This is a genomic window from Lagierella sp. (assembly GCF_029983815.1).
In the GTDB taxonomy this organism is placed as follows: domain Bacteria; phylum Bacillota; class Clostridia; order Tissierellales; family Peptoniphilaceae; genus Mediannikoviicoccus.
Map to the genome: position 1 here is coordinate 139,511 of NZ_JASBYU010000002.1, position 13,943 is coordinate 153,453.

Sequence of the window (13,943 nt, forward strand, 5' to 3'; positions counted from 1 at the left end):
TGTTAATGTTAAATATGAAAATTGGAGGAAAGAGATGAAGAAATTTTTTACAGTAATTCTTGCATTGATATTGGCATTATCTATCTTTGGAATCTATGACAATGCAAAGAGAAAGAAGGAGGCAGAGGAAAAGGCGAAGATGACCTCTGTGTTCTATGGTGAGATTGAGTCTATGGAAAAAGTTGGTGAAGAGACTAAGTTCACAGTTAAAGGCTTAGAAGAAAGTCCAGAAGAATTTAGAGGTAAAGTGTACGAATTTACAACAAATGAAGATTTTAATCCAATAAATAAAGATGGATCACCAGCAACTACAGATATCTTCAAAGAAAAGGACCAAGTAGCCATTAGACATATTGGTAAAATTGAAGCTGGAGATGTAAATAAGCTTACAGGTGAAGTTACCATGTCACCATTTGTAAATCCGGTTAAAAACCCACCGACAATTACAGATGACAAGGCCAAGGTTACAGAATCAGAAGATAAAACTAAGGATAGTTCTAACTCAACTTCCGACAAAGGTGGAGAAAAGCCAACTGAAACAGGTTCAAAAGAATAAGAGTAGATTAACTTACCATAAGAGGCATTCGGTTTTGAATGCTTCTTTTTATTTTAAACAAAATATGAAATTAAACTCCTACACTTTTGCATTTTAAAAGACGGGTTGCCCCGCCTTATCTACTAAAATTCTGGATATAAATCTAGTTCTTCCCTATTTATAAATCTGCTATATATTTGAACAAATTCCCTAGGGAATTCTATTTCATCTGAAATTTCATAATAATCCAAAATGGAAACTAGATTAAATATTTTGTTTTCGTATTCTTCATTCAATTTTTCCACGTAGGAATAAACTTTATCCTTTAAATCATCGATATTATCTAATTTTACTAGGATCAAGGTCTCTTCGTAAACTTCCCTTGAATCCACTTGGCAAAGCAGTAAAATCTTAATGCTAAATAATTTTTTCATGTCTCTCTCCTTTATCGTCCTTGATGATTATATACTTATTTTGAAAAAATGCAAGAACTTTTTAAGGGATTTGATGATGTTTTTTGTAATTGTAATAAAAATGTAATAATTTAGCATAGAAGTGTAAGTTGAGGCTATACTTACATAGGAAATTCTCTATACTTAGTGTTTTACTTATATCCCGCTGTTCCATTCCAATACTTATAGAGTATTAAATTAAAGTCACAAATGTAGTAAAATGAATTATAGTGGGAGGACAGTATGAGAAAGCGTGATAGAGAAATCCATGATACTAATAAAATAATCAAAATTTTAAAAGACAGTGATAGATTGGTTTTGGCTTTTAATGGGGCTGAATATCCCTATATGCTCCCTGTAAATGCAGGAGTTGAAAGGTTGGATGAAACCATCGTCCTATACTTTCATGGAGCTAAGGAAGGAAAAAAATACGACTATCTTAAGGATGGAGTAAAGGTTTCCTTTGAAGCTGACACAGACCTAGAGCTTGTTACGGATTTAAAAAAAGGGTACTGTACCATGAACTATTCCAGTGTAATAGGTTGGGGAGAGGTACAGGAAATAAAGGACTATGAAGAAAAGGAGAGGGCATTACAGGTTATAGTGGACAGCTATCATATTGATGATGGCTTCCTATACAATAGAGGTGCCCTGGACAGAACGGCTGTTTTTAAAATTATAGTAAAAGAGATACGAGGGAAGACGAAGTAGATGAAAAAGATAACTAAATTCCTTACTGGTAGGATGTTCCTGATTACCATTATATTTTTATTGCAGCTTATTTTCATAGTTGAGATGTTTATTACACTACAGGAAAAATTTATCTGGTTCTATGTGGTAAGTGTGATATTATCCTTGATATTAGTAGTTGTATTGGTGAATAAGGATACAAATCCTGCATATAAAATCACTTGGATTATTCCAATACTCACATTGCCCCTATTCGGTTCGTTTCTATATTTGTTTTTTGCCCAAAATAGATTTGTAAAAAATGTTAGAAATAGCATGTCTGCCACCACTTCATCCTTTCATTTTTTGATGAGCAACCAGGATAATGTCCTAGAGGAGATAGGTAATTCCGATGCATACCTTGAAAGTAGATACCTGGAGAGATATGCCAGTTGTCCAGTATATAGGAATACAAAGTCAAGGTACTATCCCCTTGGAGAGTTATATTTTGAAGATTTAGTCGAAGACTTAAGAAATGCAAAAAAATTTATCTTTCTAGAGTACTTTATCATAGACGAAGGCTATGTCTGGGATAAAATCTATGAAATACTCAAGGAAAAGGCAAAGGAAGGCGTAGATGTTAGGTTAATCTATGACGACTTTGGGTGTATGAATAAAGTGGGTAGGGACTTTGATAGAAGGCTTATTGACGCTGGAATAAGATTTCAAGTCTTTAACCCAATAAAATATGTTGTGCTTCCTCAACATAATAATAGAAACCATAGAAAGATTGCTGTTATAGATGGAAAGATCGGCTACACCGGCGGTTTAAACCTAGCTGACGAGTATATTAATAAGAAAGTTCGATTTGGACATTGGAAGGATTCTGGAGTTAGAATTGAGGGACAAGCTGTTTGGTCCATGACGGTGTTCTTTTTATCTATGTGGAACTCTTTAAGTAGTGACTTTACTCCTTTTAATGAATATATTCCCGACGATTTCTTTAGGGAAAATGACTTTATGGAAGATTCAGGTTTTGTTCAACCCTTTGCAGATTCGCCCTTGGATCAAGAGCCGGTGGGAGAAAACTTGTATTTAAATATAATCTACAAAGCAAAAAAGTATGTTTACATTACAACGCCCTATTTAATACTATCCTCCGAGATGTTAACTGCCCTTACATCGGCGGCAAAGGGAGGAATTGACGTTAGGATAATAACCCCCTATATTGCAGATAAGATAATGGTATTCATGGTAACTAGAAGCTTTTATGAGACTTTACTATCGGCGGGAGTTAAGATATATGAATATAAGCCAGGCTTTATCCATGCTAAGAATATCGTCTCCGATGACAGTGTGGCGGTGGTAAGTACAATAAATGTGGATTTTAGATCCCTCTACCTCCACTTTGAAAATGGAGTTTGGTTTTACAATTCACCGGTAATAGAGGAGATTAAGGAGGACTTCTTGGATACTTTAGAGGTTTCTGAAAGAAAGACTCTTTCACAAATGAAGAAAGAATGGCTTATAGTAAAAATAGCTCGATCAATACTTAGGGTTTTTGCACCCTTATTATAGGAGATAAAGATGAATAGCGATAATAAGAAAAAAGGAAGATATAACATTATAGACTTAATAGCAGGGTTTGCCATGCTTTACATTATGTTTTTTCACTTTTGTTATGACTTAAAATTTATTTTCAACCAGGATATTGTATTTTTCCCTACAAGGTGGACGGAATATGGAAGGTTTATAGCTGTCTTTATATTTATGACCATATCTGGAATGACACTTCACTTTTCCAGTAGGCATATTCCGAAATTTATAAAGCTGTCCATTGTAGCAATAGGTATTTCACTGATAACATACCTGTTATTTCCCAAGGAATTGGTGCTATTTGGCATAATACACTTCTTTGCCTTTGGGACTTTGGTGATGATGTTTCTAGAGCTTGTATTAAAATATATCAATGGGTATGTTGGATTTGCTTTGTCCATGTTAGGTTTTTATATTACTTGGCCCATCACAAGAGGGTTTATTCAGCTTCCAACAGAGACTATTGAGCTGTCTAAAAGTCTATACGATGTAAAGTATTTATTTTGGTTGGGATTTCCAGGGCCTGGATTTCAATCGGCGGACTACTATCCAATGTTGCCCTGGATTTTTCTTTTAATAGGCGGTTACTTTATAGGTAAAATCTACCTTAGCCACAATCCAAAGCGAAGACCAAAGTCTTACAACCCTATTACGATTATAGGAAGAAATAGACTATTGTTCTACATCCTACATCAACCGCTATTCTATGTATTATTATCCTATTACTTTAAAAGGCCGCTGCTATAGAATTTAATTCCAAATAAAAAAATCGTCAAGTGCTCTCTGTGGTACTTGACGAATTATTCTATTTTATCTCTACATTTTCAAAGTATACAATTTCCATCTCTTTGCCATTTTCTAAGACATGTATCTTCTTTGGAATATCATGTTTTTTAACAAATTCTTCAACTTCTACATCATTACAGACTTCATAAAATCTCATAGGTTCATTATTGCTCTTTTCCTCGTCTAAATCGATATATAATTCATTGTCCACAATTGAGATATTATAGTCCTTGACCTTTAAATTTGGATTATTATATATCAACACATATCTATCTTTATTTAGAATTAGAGCAGAATGAGAGGAGTCCTTGTTTATGTCCTTTACAAAGGTTTCAAGTTTTGGATTCTTATTTAAATTTATGTCTATTTCATTGATTTTTGTTATATCTTCCTTTCCCTTACAAGATACAAAAAGGATAGATAATAAAAAATAAGTAATACTTTCTTCATGTTTTCCTCCAACGTAAATATTATAACAGAATTTGTTGAAAATGGGAAAGAAATAAATAAAAATTTAATAAATGGGAGTTTAAGAAAATAAAATTAATAAATCTACATTAATGAATAGTCCTATATTTACATAGATGATACAATAAAATAAGATACATAGAGATTGGAGGTAAAGATGAGAGTTTCATGGGATGAATATTTTATAAATTTAGCAAGGACTGTAGCTTCTAGGGGTACTTGCGATAGAGCCTATGTAGGCTGTGTTTTGGTAAATAAGGACAATAGAATAGTTTCCACAGGTTATAATGGTTCAGTTGCAGGAAATCCCCACTGTGATGAAGTAGGGCACACCATGAGAGATGGCCACTGTATTGCTACAATACATGCAGAGATGAACGCCTTGCTCTACTGTGCAAAGGAGGGAATCTCCGTAAAGGGGTGTAGATGCTATGTGACTCACTTTCCCTGCTTAAATTGTACAAAGGCTTTAATACAAGCTGGAATTTCAAAAATATACTATGAAGAGGGATATAGAATAGATGATTATGCAATTGAACTACTTAATAGAAATAATATAGGGGCAGTTCAATTGAATTTTAGAAAAGATGATCAAATCGATTAAAAGCAAGGGATTAATCCTTTGATATTATGGGATGGCTACAAATAGGAAAAGAGCTCTAATTAAACTACAGAGCTCTTTTTAAAATCTAATCTTTAATTAAAGTTTTTCGATCAATAGATCTATGTCTTCTTCTTTCGTATCCCATCCTGTTGCAATTCTAATGACCTTACTGTATTCATCGTGACGGCTGATAACTTCAAATGAGAATTCTTTAGATAATTCTTCAAGTTTTTCGTCGTCCATAACCACAAAGGTCAAGTTAGTTGGAGAGTTTACAGTAAGTTCATAACCTTTTTCCACAAGGGCAATTCTTAGCTTTGTAGCAAGTTGATTTGCTCCCCTTGCCAAGTCGAAATATAAATTATCATTAAATAATTCTAGAAATTGAATACCTAGCATTCTACCCTTTGCAAGTAAAGCACCTCGTAGTTTTAAATTGTACTGGAAGTCCTTTCTAAGTTCAGGATTTATAACTATTAGAGCCTCTCCAAACATGGCTCCTATCTTAGTTCCGCCTATATAGAACATGTCACAGTGGTTTGCTAGAAATTCCAAGTCTACGTCGTTGTTTTCTGCAGTCAAAGCATAGCCTAATCTAGCCCCGTCAACAAATAAGTACAAGTCATGTTCCTTACAAACCTTAGATATGTCTTCGATTTCCTTACGAGAATAGATGGTACCAAACTCTGTCGAGTTGGAAAGATATACCATTTTAGGCTGTACATCGTGAATTTTTGCCATACCTTGAATATGGTGGGCGTCTATCATCTTAGCGATGTCCTTGGCCATCAACTTACCGTTTTTATTAGGTAGAGTTACAATCTTATGTCCTGTATTTTCAACCGCACCACATTCGTGGGTGTTGATATGTCCAGTATCTGCAGATATAGCAGCTTGGTAATGCTTTATTGCAGCGGATATGGCGATGACATTGGTCTGAGTTCCACCAGAGATAAAGTAGATGTCCATATCTTCTTTATTACAAGCCTTTTTAATTCTATTCTTAGCCTCTGCAGAATACTTGTCAAAACCATATACACCAGACTGTTCTTCATTTGTTTCCATCAATTTTTTAAGAATATTTGGGTGTACACCACCTGCATAATCACAATTTAAATAAATCATAAATCAACCCCTACTTTACTATCATTTTTGCAAGGACGTCCGGATTACCACAACCAGTAGTAATAACCGTATCATCTTTGTCTACATTCTTTTGAATATATTCACAGGCCTCATCAAAGGTCTTTAAATAGATGGCATTTACGCCATTTTCTCTCAATTTTTCCACAAGGTCAATGGAGTGGATCGAAGGATCAAACTTTTCCCTTGCAGCGTAGATTTCAGTAACTATTACCTCATCACAGTCTCCAAAGGCGTTGGCAAAGTCATTTAGAAGATGTTTTGTCCTACTATAGGTGTGAGGTTGGAAAGCGCATATCAGTCTACCCTTTTTATGTTCGGCAAGTGCAGACATGGTTGCCTTTATCTCAGTAGGATGATGTCCATAATCCGTCATGATGATTGCATCATTAAATTGTCCTACGATTTCCATTCTTCTGTGGAGATTGTGATAATTTGAAATGGATTTTTTTATACTGTCTATATCGATACCTGACTCATAGGATGCTATGATTGCAGCAGCAGAATTATAAATATTATATCTGCCGATTATACTCAAACTAAAGTCCTGAGATCCAAAGTCTTCCTTCTTGCTTTTAATTGTAAAAGAAGGATGTCCAATTTCATCGAAGTTGATATTGGTAATATTGTAGGTTGCATCTTCATTTTCAATTCCAAAGGTTATAGCTTCACCTCGTACATGTTCGAGAAGAGGTAAACAGTTTTTGTCATCAATATTTATAACTGCTTTGGAATCCGTTGAAAGATTTTTCATATATCCGATAAAAGTGCTGACGATATGGTTGATATCCTTATAATAATCTAAATGGTCTTCGTCTATATTTAGAATAACCGCCATGGCAGGATAGTAATAAAGGATATTGCCGTTAAATTCACAGGCTTCAGTCAAGAAATAGTCGCTTTTACCATTGTGCATATTACCTTGTATTTCATCTAATTTTCCCCCAAGTAATATAGATGGGTCAACATTTGCTTCAACCAATATCTTGGAAATCATACTGGTGGTGGTGGACTTTCCATGGGAACCAGATATACCGATGGAGTACTTGTAATTTTGCATCAAAGTTCCCAAAAAAACTCCCCTAGAAACCACTGGTACTGTCTTTTCCCTTGCAGCTATCAATTCCTCGTTATCATCTAAGATAGCGTCGGTGTATATAATCAAATCAGGATTTTTTATATTCTCTTTTTTCTGTCCAACATAGGTGGTAATACCCACCTGTCTTAAATTTTCTAGAGTTTCAGATTCATCTCTGTCTGAACCAGAAACTTTATAACCATGAAAATTTAGTAGTTGAGCAATACCGCTCATGGAAATTCCGCCTATACCGATAAAGTGAACTTCCTTTATATTTTTGTCGTTATAATCAAAGTTAAACATATTTCCCCCTAAACAAATGTATTATACCATAGGAAAATGGTGGAATAAAGAAAACAAGTCTAAAAGTTAACGAAGAGTTAAGATAATGTAAGAAATTTAACAAATCTATCTACATTCATAGAGAAATTTCATATAAAGTTAAAAATACAAATGGAGAAATTGTAACTATTTAATGACAAGAGTACTTTAGTATTCCAATAGGAAGAGGTGTTTTTGAAAAATTAAAGGTATAATCAAGGTATGAAGATTTAAAAAAATTAAAATTAATTGACATTAGAGCTAAAAATGAAGTACAATAACAAATGTAAAGACATTTTTAAGGGATTTATTTATTGTGGGAGTATGGAATTATATAAATACATAAAAATATAGGAGATAGGATATGCAAATTGATTTTAAAAGATTAATGGCCATTTGTTTAACTTCATTAATGTTGATTGTTTCAATTGTGGTTCCAGTTCATGCAGCCAATAAGATTATAATTGACATAAAGTATGGAGAAAACGATCAAGATTATGGAAATAGGGAATTAAAAGTTTGGAAGATTTCAGATGAAAAGTTAACTGGTGACTTAACGGAAAAGCTAAAGGAATTTGAAAAGTTCTCCCTTGAAGAATTGGATAAAAAATATGAAGAAAATTTTATTACTTCAAAATCAGATGAAAAGGGACAAATAATTTTATCGGATCTTTCCAATGGAACCTATTATGTAAGAGAAATCAATAGGGAAAACTATACTCTAGTTCCGTTTTTCATACTAGTACCTATGAAAGAAAATGTAATTTATCCAAAGGTTGACCTAAAGGTTCCTTCAACGGAGCCTACAAAACCTACTGATCCAACTAAGGAAACAGAACCAAGCAAGCCATCAGAGCCTTCAGAACCAACAGAAACAGGTAGATATCACTTTATAAAGGTGGATGAAGATGGGAAGACTCCACTAAAGGAAGCGGTATTTAAAGTGAATATCAAAAAAGGCGACTACTACTATGACTATATGGTCGATGGAAAGCCTTATATTGTAAAGTCTGACAAGAATGGTAAGTTTGTGGTAGAAAATCTACCTTATGGAACCTACTATCTTAAAGAGATAGTACCTCCTAAGGGGTATAAAGCCTTGTCGGAGTCAATAAAATTTGAAGTTTCTGATGAATCAGGTCAGTACGAGCTGGTTATTAAAAATAAAAGAGAGGACATAAATGTGCCACCTGGAAGGAATGAAAAACCAAGAAATAAGATTAGAGTTCCAAAGACAGGGGACATCACTCTTATAGTAATGGTAATTTCAGGTGCTATGCTATTCTACATCGGTAAAAAATTGATTAGAGAATAATGATATAGAGAGTGCATTGATGGTGCACTCTTTTTGACTTGTAAATTGGGCACTCAAGCTATTTAAAAGTTAAGCTTGGGTGCTTGATTTGGGTAAGGGGAATTATGATTGTAATCCCTGATAAGATATTTGGAGAAAAATATGGCTAATAAAAAGAAGAAAAAGAGACAGTGGCCCTTTATATTGATTTTTATAATAGGGTTTTTAATACTGCTATATCCTCAAGTATCAAGGCTCTATTATAGGGTTCAAGCGGACAAGCAAGTAAGAACCTTTGATGATGCTAAGAAGGACTTGAGCGAAGAAGATGTTAAAAAGAGGATAGAATTGGCAAAGGGATATAACGACTCCTTGGTAAATAAAATCCCGTCAGATCCATATGTAAAGAAAAAGCAAGAGGCGGGAATTGCGGAATATACAAGGATGTTGGAACTAAATGAAAAAATAGGCCACGTTCAAATCCCGCTAATAGACGTGGATATTCCAATCTATGCAGGAACCTCTGATGAGGTATTGCAAAAGGGAGCGGGCCATTTAGAGGGGACCAGTCTTCCCATAGGAGGGCTTGACACCCACACCGTCATAACAGCCCATTCAGGACTTCCTCAAGCAAGACTATTTACAGACCTTTCTCAACTTAAGGTCGGCGATAAGTTTTTTATTCACAACTTAGAGCAGACTTTGGCATATGAAGTGGACCAGATAAAAGTGGTTGAGCCAAGTCAGTTTGAGGACCTACTTGTGGTAAATGGGGAGGACTATGCCACCCTTTTAACCTGTACGCCAATTATGATAAATTCCCATAGGCTTTTAGTAAGGGGACATAGAATCGAGTACAATCCTGCAGATGTTGGAGATATGGTAAAGACTGGAAGGCTTGGTCTTCTATTTAGATATGGTTTCTTTGTTGACATAGCCTTGATTGTCTTTTTAATCTATATGGATATAAAATACTACAAGAAGAGAAAAAGACTTGTATCAAAAATGATGAGCTTAAAATCCAAGAAGGATGGGGAGGGGAATTAGATGAAGAAGAAAAAGTTTAAAAATCTCCCCTTTATATTCCTATTTCTAATTGGATTTGGAATAATGATATATCCAGTGGTATCAAGATTTTACTATAGGATTGAATCGGGGAAAGAAATAGAATACTTCGAAAAAAAAGCTAGGGAGCTTCCAGATAAAGAAGTTCTTAAGAGGATGGAGTTGGCAAGGGCCTACAATCAAACTCTGGACCCTTCAAAGTTGGCAGACCCATATACGGAAAAGGAAAAGGAAGGGATAAAGGCCTATGCCAGAATGCTGGAGATAGAAGAAAAGATAGGCCATGTGGAAATACCTGCAATCGACCAGGACATTCCAGTTTATGCAGGAACCTCTGAATCCATCCTACAAAAGGGAGCGGGACACTTGGAGGGAACAAGTCTTCCCATTGGAGGAGCGAGTACCCACACTGTAATCACCGCCCATAGAGGGCTCCCTACTGCAAAGTTATTTACAGATTTAAATAGGTTAAAGGAGAAGGATCAGTTTTATATACACAATATTGAAGGAGTTTTAGCTTATGAAGTGGACCAGATAAAAGTTGTGGAACCTTCTGATTTTTCTGAAGTCTTAGTTGTTGAAGGTGAAGATTATGCAACTCTTTTAACCTGTACTCCATATATGATAAATTCCCATAGACTACTGGTTAGAGGCCATAGGATTCCTTACAATCCTCAAATACTTCAAGAGGGAAGTAGGACTAGGGACAATTCAAGATTCTTGGATTACTTGATGTTTTCAGTGCCAATCACTTTAGTTTTACTTGGGTTGATGATATTCTTAAAGAGAGAAATTAAAACTATTTCAAAGAAAATTGAGGATATTGAGAAAAATGAAGAAAAATAAGAGAGTAATCTTTGGGTACATTTTGATTCTAGTAGGAATAATGTTACCTCTCTATAATTTTTTAAATATGACCTATGGCGAAATATTCAAGCAAGAGGAGTTTAAAAGATATATAGCTTCAGCTTCTGAGGAAAATACAAAAGAAGTTCAAAAGGATATTGAGAAGTACAATGAAAATATAGATGGTGAAGAGATGAACTTTGTAGACCCCTTCAGCGATGAAAATTATGAAAGGGAATACTCGGTTTATAGGGACAATCCGGATAGGGAGTTTGGCTATCTGGATATACCTAAACTAGATGTAAAGCTACCCATCTACTTAGATGCCTCCGTTAAGCACCTTGCCATGGGGGCGGCCCATATCGATGGAACCCATCTTCCCATAGGCAGACCTGGAAGGTCAGTTATTGCAGGCCATAGAGGTTACTATAAGGACCTTATGTTCTTTCATTTGGACAGACTTACAAAGGGAGACCATGTCTATGTATATAGGGGCAATGAAACCTATGACTATGTGGTGGACTCTACAGAAATAATCTTTCCCTATGAATGGGAGAAGTTAAAACCCATTGAGAATGTGGATATGCTTACCCTTCTAACCTGTGAGCCAAAGACTCCGCCAAGTCCAAAGAGGCTCTTGGTAAACTGTGTTAGGGCAAAGGAAGAAGTGGAAGATAAAAAGACTTCCAAGGTGACTGTGAAAGAGGTAAAGGTGGACAAATCAGTAAAGAGTAGTCAGTACTTCATCTTTGGAGTGACAACCCTTTTATCCCTTGCGTTGCTTTACTTCGTATATAAGTTTATAAGGTATCTTAGAAGAAAATAATTTAACATTATCAGGTTCAAACCTGGATTAGAGTAAGAAAGCTTGAAATCGGCAATCATAAAGACTTGAACTTGGATGTCGGTTTTGAGCTTTTCTTGTTTAAACAAGCGGTTAATAATTAAAGGTATTTAAAGATATATGATGTAAAATGTAATGGATTTTTATAATGATGGCAAATGATTTACCTATGAAGTAATCTATAAGGGCTTTGTAAGGTGGACATTTTAGCCAAATAAATATATTATTAAAAGTGAGTTTATAATCGGAGGTAGAAAATTTGAATATTTCAATAATTTTAGCAGCAGGTGAAGGAACTAGGATGAAATCTAAACATTCTAAGGTTCTTCATAGATTGATGAATAAACCTATGATTAAGTATGTAATGGACGCTTGCGATGAATGCAATGTGGATAAAAAGGTAATCATTGCAGGAAAAAACAAAGAGGATATTACAGAACTTTTTAAGGGCACAGACCTGATTATCAAAGAACAAAAGATTGGGCCGGAATTTCCATATGGTACTGGCTATGCCGTTAGCCTTGCCCTTGATGAAGTTTCTGATAAGGATACAGTTTTAATTTTGACGGGAGATACTCCACTTATCAAGGGAAGCACCTTAAGGGACTTTGTGAACTATCACAATGATAACGACAATGTGGCAACTGTACTTACAGCTGTTGCCAAGGACCCTACGGATTATGGAAGAATCATTAAAGACGAGGAAGGGTACTTCCTTAAAATCGTCGAACATAGAGATTGTACACCGGAACAGTTGAAGATAAGGGAATATAACTCTGGTCTTATGGTTTTAAAGGGCAAGGCTTTAAAAGATGCTATTTCAAGGCTGGATCGTGACAACGACCAAGGAGAGATGTACTTAACAGATATATTCCAGATCATTAGAGAAGATGGTGAAAAGATTTCTACATTTTTGATAGAGGATGAAATGGAAGTTCATGGAATCAACTCTAAGTTTCAACTTTCCCAAGCTCAGGAGATGTTAAGACAAAGAATTAACACAAAGTTTATGAAGGAAGGGGTCATGATGGAAAATCCTTCCAATATTTACATTGAAGACAGTGTAAAAATAGGTAGGGATACAACCATTTGTTCTGGGGCTAAAATTACTGGAGATACCACAATAGGGGAAGATTGCCTGATTGTTGGAGATTCAACCATAGATAATAGTACAATAGAAGACAATGTAGTCATAAAATCCTCTGTAATAGAGTCAAGCTATGTAGGAGAGGGAACAGACATTGGACCCTTTGCTCATTTGCGTCCAAAATCCAAACTTTCTAAGGGAGTTCATATAGGAAACTTTGTAGAGGTAAAGAATTCCACAGTTGGAGAGAAGACCAAAGCTGGTCACTTAGCCTATATAGGCGATGCGGACTTGGGAGAGAATATAAATATTGGATGTGGAGCGATCTTCGTTAACTACGACGGGGTAAATAAACATCGTTCAAAGGTTGAAGATGGTGCCTTTATAGGATCTAACTCCAATATAGTAGCTCCTGTAAATATAGGAGAAAAAGGCTTTATAGCTGCAGGATCAACCATTACTAAGGATGTTGGAAGTGGTGATTTATCCATTGAAAGAGGCCAACAGGCCAATATTCAAGGCTGGGTAAAGAGAAGAGATGAAAGGAATAGTAAAAAATAATTGAAATTAATCGTTGGACTTGGCAATCCAGGACAAAAATATTTAGGAAATCGACATAATGTAGGATTTATGACAATTGATAGACTGGCTGAACGAAACAATATAACCATAAATAAAGAAAAATTCAGGGCTGGAATAGGAGAAGGGCGCATTGGCTATGAAAAGGTGGTTTTGATGAAACCTTTGACCTATATGAACAATTCTGGAATGGCGGTAGTTGACTTTGTGAACTATTACAACCTATATCCCGATGAGGTTATCGTCATAACCGACGATATCGACATACCATGGGGTAGTATAAGGATTAAGAAAAAGGGTTCAGCAGGAAGTCATAATGGTCTTAAGTCCATAATCTATCATCTACAATCCCAGGACTTTCCCAGGGTTAAAGTTGCCGTTGGAAAGAAGAATCCAAAGATGGACTTAGCAGCCTTTGTCCTAAGCAATTTCACAGAGGATGAAAAGAAGGTATTGGATTTGGAGATAGAGGATGCTGCAAAGGCAGTTGAGTTAATTGTCGAAGATAAACTGGAAGATGCTATGAATTTATATAATGGTCAAAATCATAGTGGGGAATAGAACTGGCGTTAGATT

At 35.3% G+C, this 13,943-nt stretch carries 15 protein-coding genes; 11 read left to right on the forward strand and 4 right to left on the reverse strand.

The genetic code is table 11. The annotated features are described in order from the left end of the window. Positions 1 to 34 precede the first annotated feature (34 nt). On the forward strand, positions 35 to 556 hold the full coding sequence (locus Q1K37_RS01840) for a hypothetical protein (RefSeq protein ID WP_300408811.1): 522 nt from the start codon (positions 35 to 37) through the stop codon (positions 554 to 556). Positions 557 to 678: 122 nt separating this feature from the next. On the opposite strand, the gene Q1K37_RS01845 is transcribed toward Q1K37_RS01840, so the two are convergent. Beyond that, positions 679 to 969, reverse strand: a complete 291-nt coding sequence (locus Q1K37_RS01845) for a hypothetical protein (RefSeq protein WP_300408813.1) — start codon at positions 967 to 969, stop codon at positions 679 to 681. A 261-nt stretch (positions 970 to 1,230) separates the two neighbouring features. On the opposite strand from Q1K37_RS01845, the gene Q1K37_RS01850 reads away from it, so the two are divergent. Genes Q1K37_RS01850 through Q1K37_RS01860 form a run of 3 tightly spaced genes read left to right on the forward strand, consistent with a single transcriptional unit; the run spans position 1,231 to position 3,999 of the window. Next, on the forward strand, positions 1,231 to 1,698 hold the full coding sequence (locus Q1K37_RS01850; RefSeq protein WP_300408815.1) for a pyridoxamine 5'-phosphate oxidase family protein: 468 nt from the start codon (positions 1,231 to 1,233) through the stop codon (positions 1,696 to 1,698). Continuing rightward, positions 1,699 to 3,234 carry a cardiolipin synthase gene (gene cls, locus Q1K37_RS01855; protein WP_300408817.1) on the forward strand — a complete coding sequence of 512 codons (1,536 nt, stop codon included), beginning with the start codon at positions 1,699 to 1,701 and terminating at the stop codon, positions 3,232 to 3,234. Positions 3,235 to 3,243: 9 nt separating this feature from the next. Next, positions 3,244 to 3,999, forward strand: a complete 756-nt coding sequence (locus Q1K37_RS01860) for a heparan-alpha-glucosaminide N-acetyltransferase (protein ID WP_300408819.1) — start codon at positions 3,244 to 3,246, stop codon at positions 3,997 to 3,999. A gap of 58 nt (positions 4,000 to 4,057) precedes the next feature. On the opposite strand, the gene Q1K37_RS01865 is transcribed toward Q1K37_RS01860, so the two are convergent. Next, complete coding sequence (locus tag Q1K37_RS01865; protein ID WP_300408825.1) at positions 4,058 to 4,303, reverse strand: hypothetical protein; 246 nt, start codon at positions 4,301 to 4,303, stop codon at positions 4,058 to 4,060. Positions 4,304 to 4,663: 360 nt separating this feature from the next. On the opposite strand from Q1K37_RS01865, the gene Q1K37_RS01870 reads away from it, so the two are divergent. Continuing rightward, a complete protein-coding gene (locus Q1K37_RS01870; protein ID WP_300408827.1) occupies positions 4,664 to 5,110 on the forward strand; it encodes a deaminase in 447 nt (148 codons plus the stop codon). Between the two features lie 96 nt (positions 5,111 to 5,206). Here Q1K37_RS01870 and Q1K37_RS01875 read toward each other — a convergent pair whose 3' ends face one another. Both Q1K37_RS01875 and murC read right to left on the reverse strand, forming a co-directional pair. After that, complete coding sequence (locus Q1K37_RS01875; RefSeq protein ID WP_300408829.1) at positions 5,207 to 6,235, reverse strand: aminotransferase class V-fold PLP-dependent enzyme; 1,029 nt, start codon at positions 6,233 to 6,235, stop codon at positions 5,207 to 5,209. Positions 6,236 to 6,245: 10 nt separating this feature from the next. Then, complete coding sequence (gene murC / locus Q1K37_RS01880; protein ID WP_300408831.1) at positions 6,246 to 7,634, reverse strand: UDP-N-acetylmuramate--L-alanine ligase; 1,389 nt, start codon at positions 7,632 to 7,634, stop codon at positions 6,246 to 6,248. A gap of 382 nt (positions 7,635 to 8,016) precedes the next feature. Between murC and Q1K37_RS01885 the strand changes: the two genes are divergently transcribed. The 6 genes from Q1K37_RS01885 to pth all read left to right on the forward strand — a co-directional run bounded on the left by Q1K37_RS01885 (position 8,017) and on the right by pth (position 13,928). Further along, on the forward strand, positions 8,017 to 8,967 hold the full coding sequence (locus Q1K37_RS01885) for a SpaA isopeptide-forming pilin-related protein (RefSeq protein WP_300408833.1): 951 nt from the start codon (positions 8,017 to 8,019) through the stop codon (positions 8,965 to 8,967). Between the two features lie 141 nt (positions 8,968 to 9,108). Continuing rightward, positions 9,109 to 9,993: a class C sortase gene (locus tag Q1K37_RS01890; RefSeq protein WP_300408834.1), complete on the forward strand. Its 885-nt coding sequence runs from the start codon at positions 9,109 to 9,111 to the stop codon at positions 9,991 to 9,993. Next, entirely contained in the window at positions 9,994 to 10,857 is an 864-nt protein-coding gene (locus Q1K37_RS01895) for a class C sortase (protein ID WP_300408835.1), read from the forward strand. After that, positions 10,844 to 11,683 carry a class C sortase gene (locus tag Q1K37_RS01900; protein WP_300408836.1) on the forward strand — a complete coding sequence of 280 codons (840 nt, stop codon included), beginning with the start codon at positions 10,844 to 10,846 and terminating at the stop codon, positions 11,681 to 11,683. The genes Q1K37_RS01895 and Q1K37_RS01900 overlap by 14 nt, the downstream gene beginning before the upstream one ends. 277 nt (positions 11,684 to 11,960) lie before the next feature. Further along, positions 11,961 to 13,349 (forward strand): bifunctional UDP-N-acetylglucosamine diphosphorylase/glucosamine-1-phosphate N-acetyltransferase GlmU, encoded by a 1,389-nt coding sequence (gene glmU, locus Q1K37_RS01905; protein WP_300408837.1) that lies wholly within the window; start codon positions 11,961 to 11,963, stop codon positions 13,347 to 13,349. Beyond that, positions 13,350 to 13,928: an aminoacyl-tRNA hydrolase gene (gene pth / locus Q1K37_RS01910; protein ID WP_300408838.1), complete on the forward strand. Its 579-nt coding sequence runs from the start codon at positions 13,350 to 13,352 to the stop codon at positions 13,926 to 13,928. Positions 13,929 to 13,943: the final 15 nt, after the last annotated feature.

Bases quoted from the DNA above. Each gene is read 5' to 3' on its own strand.
- Q1K37_RS01840 (WP_300408811.1), top strand. From the start codon at position 35: ATGAAGAAATTTTTTACAGTAATTCTTGCATTGATATTGGCATTATCT.
- Q1K37_RS01845 (WP_300408813.1), bottom strand. From the start codon at position 969: ATGAAAAAATTATTTAGCATTAAGATTTTACTGCTTTGCCAAGTGGAT.
- Q1K37_RS01850 (WP_300408815.1), top strand. From the start codon at position 1,231: ATGAGAAAGCGTGATAGAGAAATCCATGATACTAATAAAATAATCAAA.
- cls (WP_300408817.1), top strand. From the start codon at position 1,699: ATGAAAAAGATAACTAAATTCCTTACTGGTAGGATGTTCCTGATTACC.
- Q1K37_RS01860 (WP_300408819.1), top strand. From the start codon at position 3,244: ATGAATAGCGATAATAAGAAAAAAGGAAGATATAACATTATAGACTTA.
- Q1K37_RS01870 (WP_300408827.1), top strand. From the start codon at position 4,664: ATGAGAGTTTCATGGGATGAATATTTTATAAATTTAGCAAGGACTGTA.
- Q1K37_RS01875 (WP_300408829.1), bottom strand. From the start codon at position 6,235: ATGATTTATTTAAATTGTGATTATGCAGGTGGTGTACACCCAAATATT.
- murC (WP_300408831.1), bottom strand. From the start codon at position 7,634: ATGTTTAACTTTGATTATAACGACAAAAATATAAAGGAAGTTCACTTT.
- Q1K37_RS01885 (WP_300408833.1), top strand. From the start codon at position 8,017: ATGCAAATTGATTTTAAAAGATTAATGGCCATTTGTTTAACTTCATTA.
- Q1K37_RS01890 (WP_300408834.1), top strand. From the start codon at position 9,109: ATGGCTAATAAAAAGAAGAAAAAGAGACAGTGGCCCTTTATATTGATT.
- Q1K37_RS01895 (WP_300408835.1), top strand. From the start codon at position 9,994: ATGAAGAAGAAAAAGTTTAAAAATCTCCCCTTTATATTCCTATTTCTA.
- Q1K37_RS01900 (WP_300408836.1), top strand. From the start codon at position 10,844: ATGAAGAAAAATAAGAGAGTAATCTTTGGGTACATTTTGATTCTAGTA.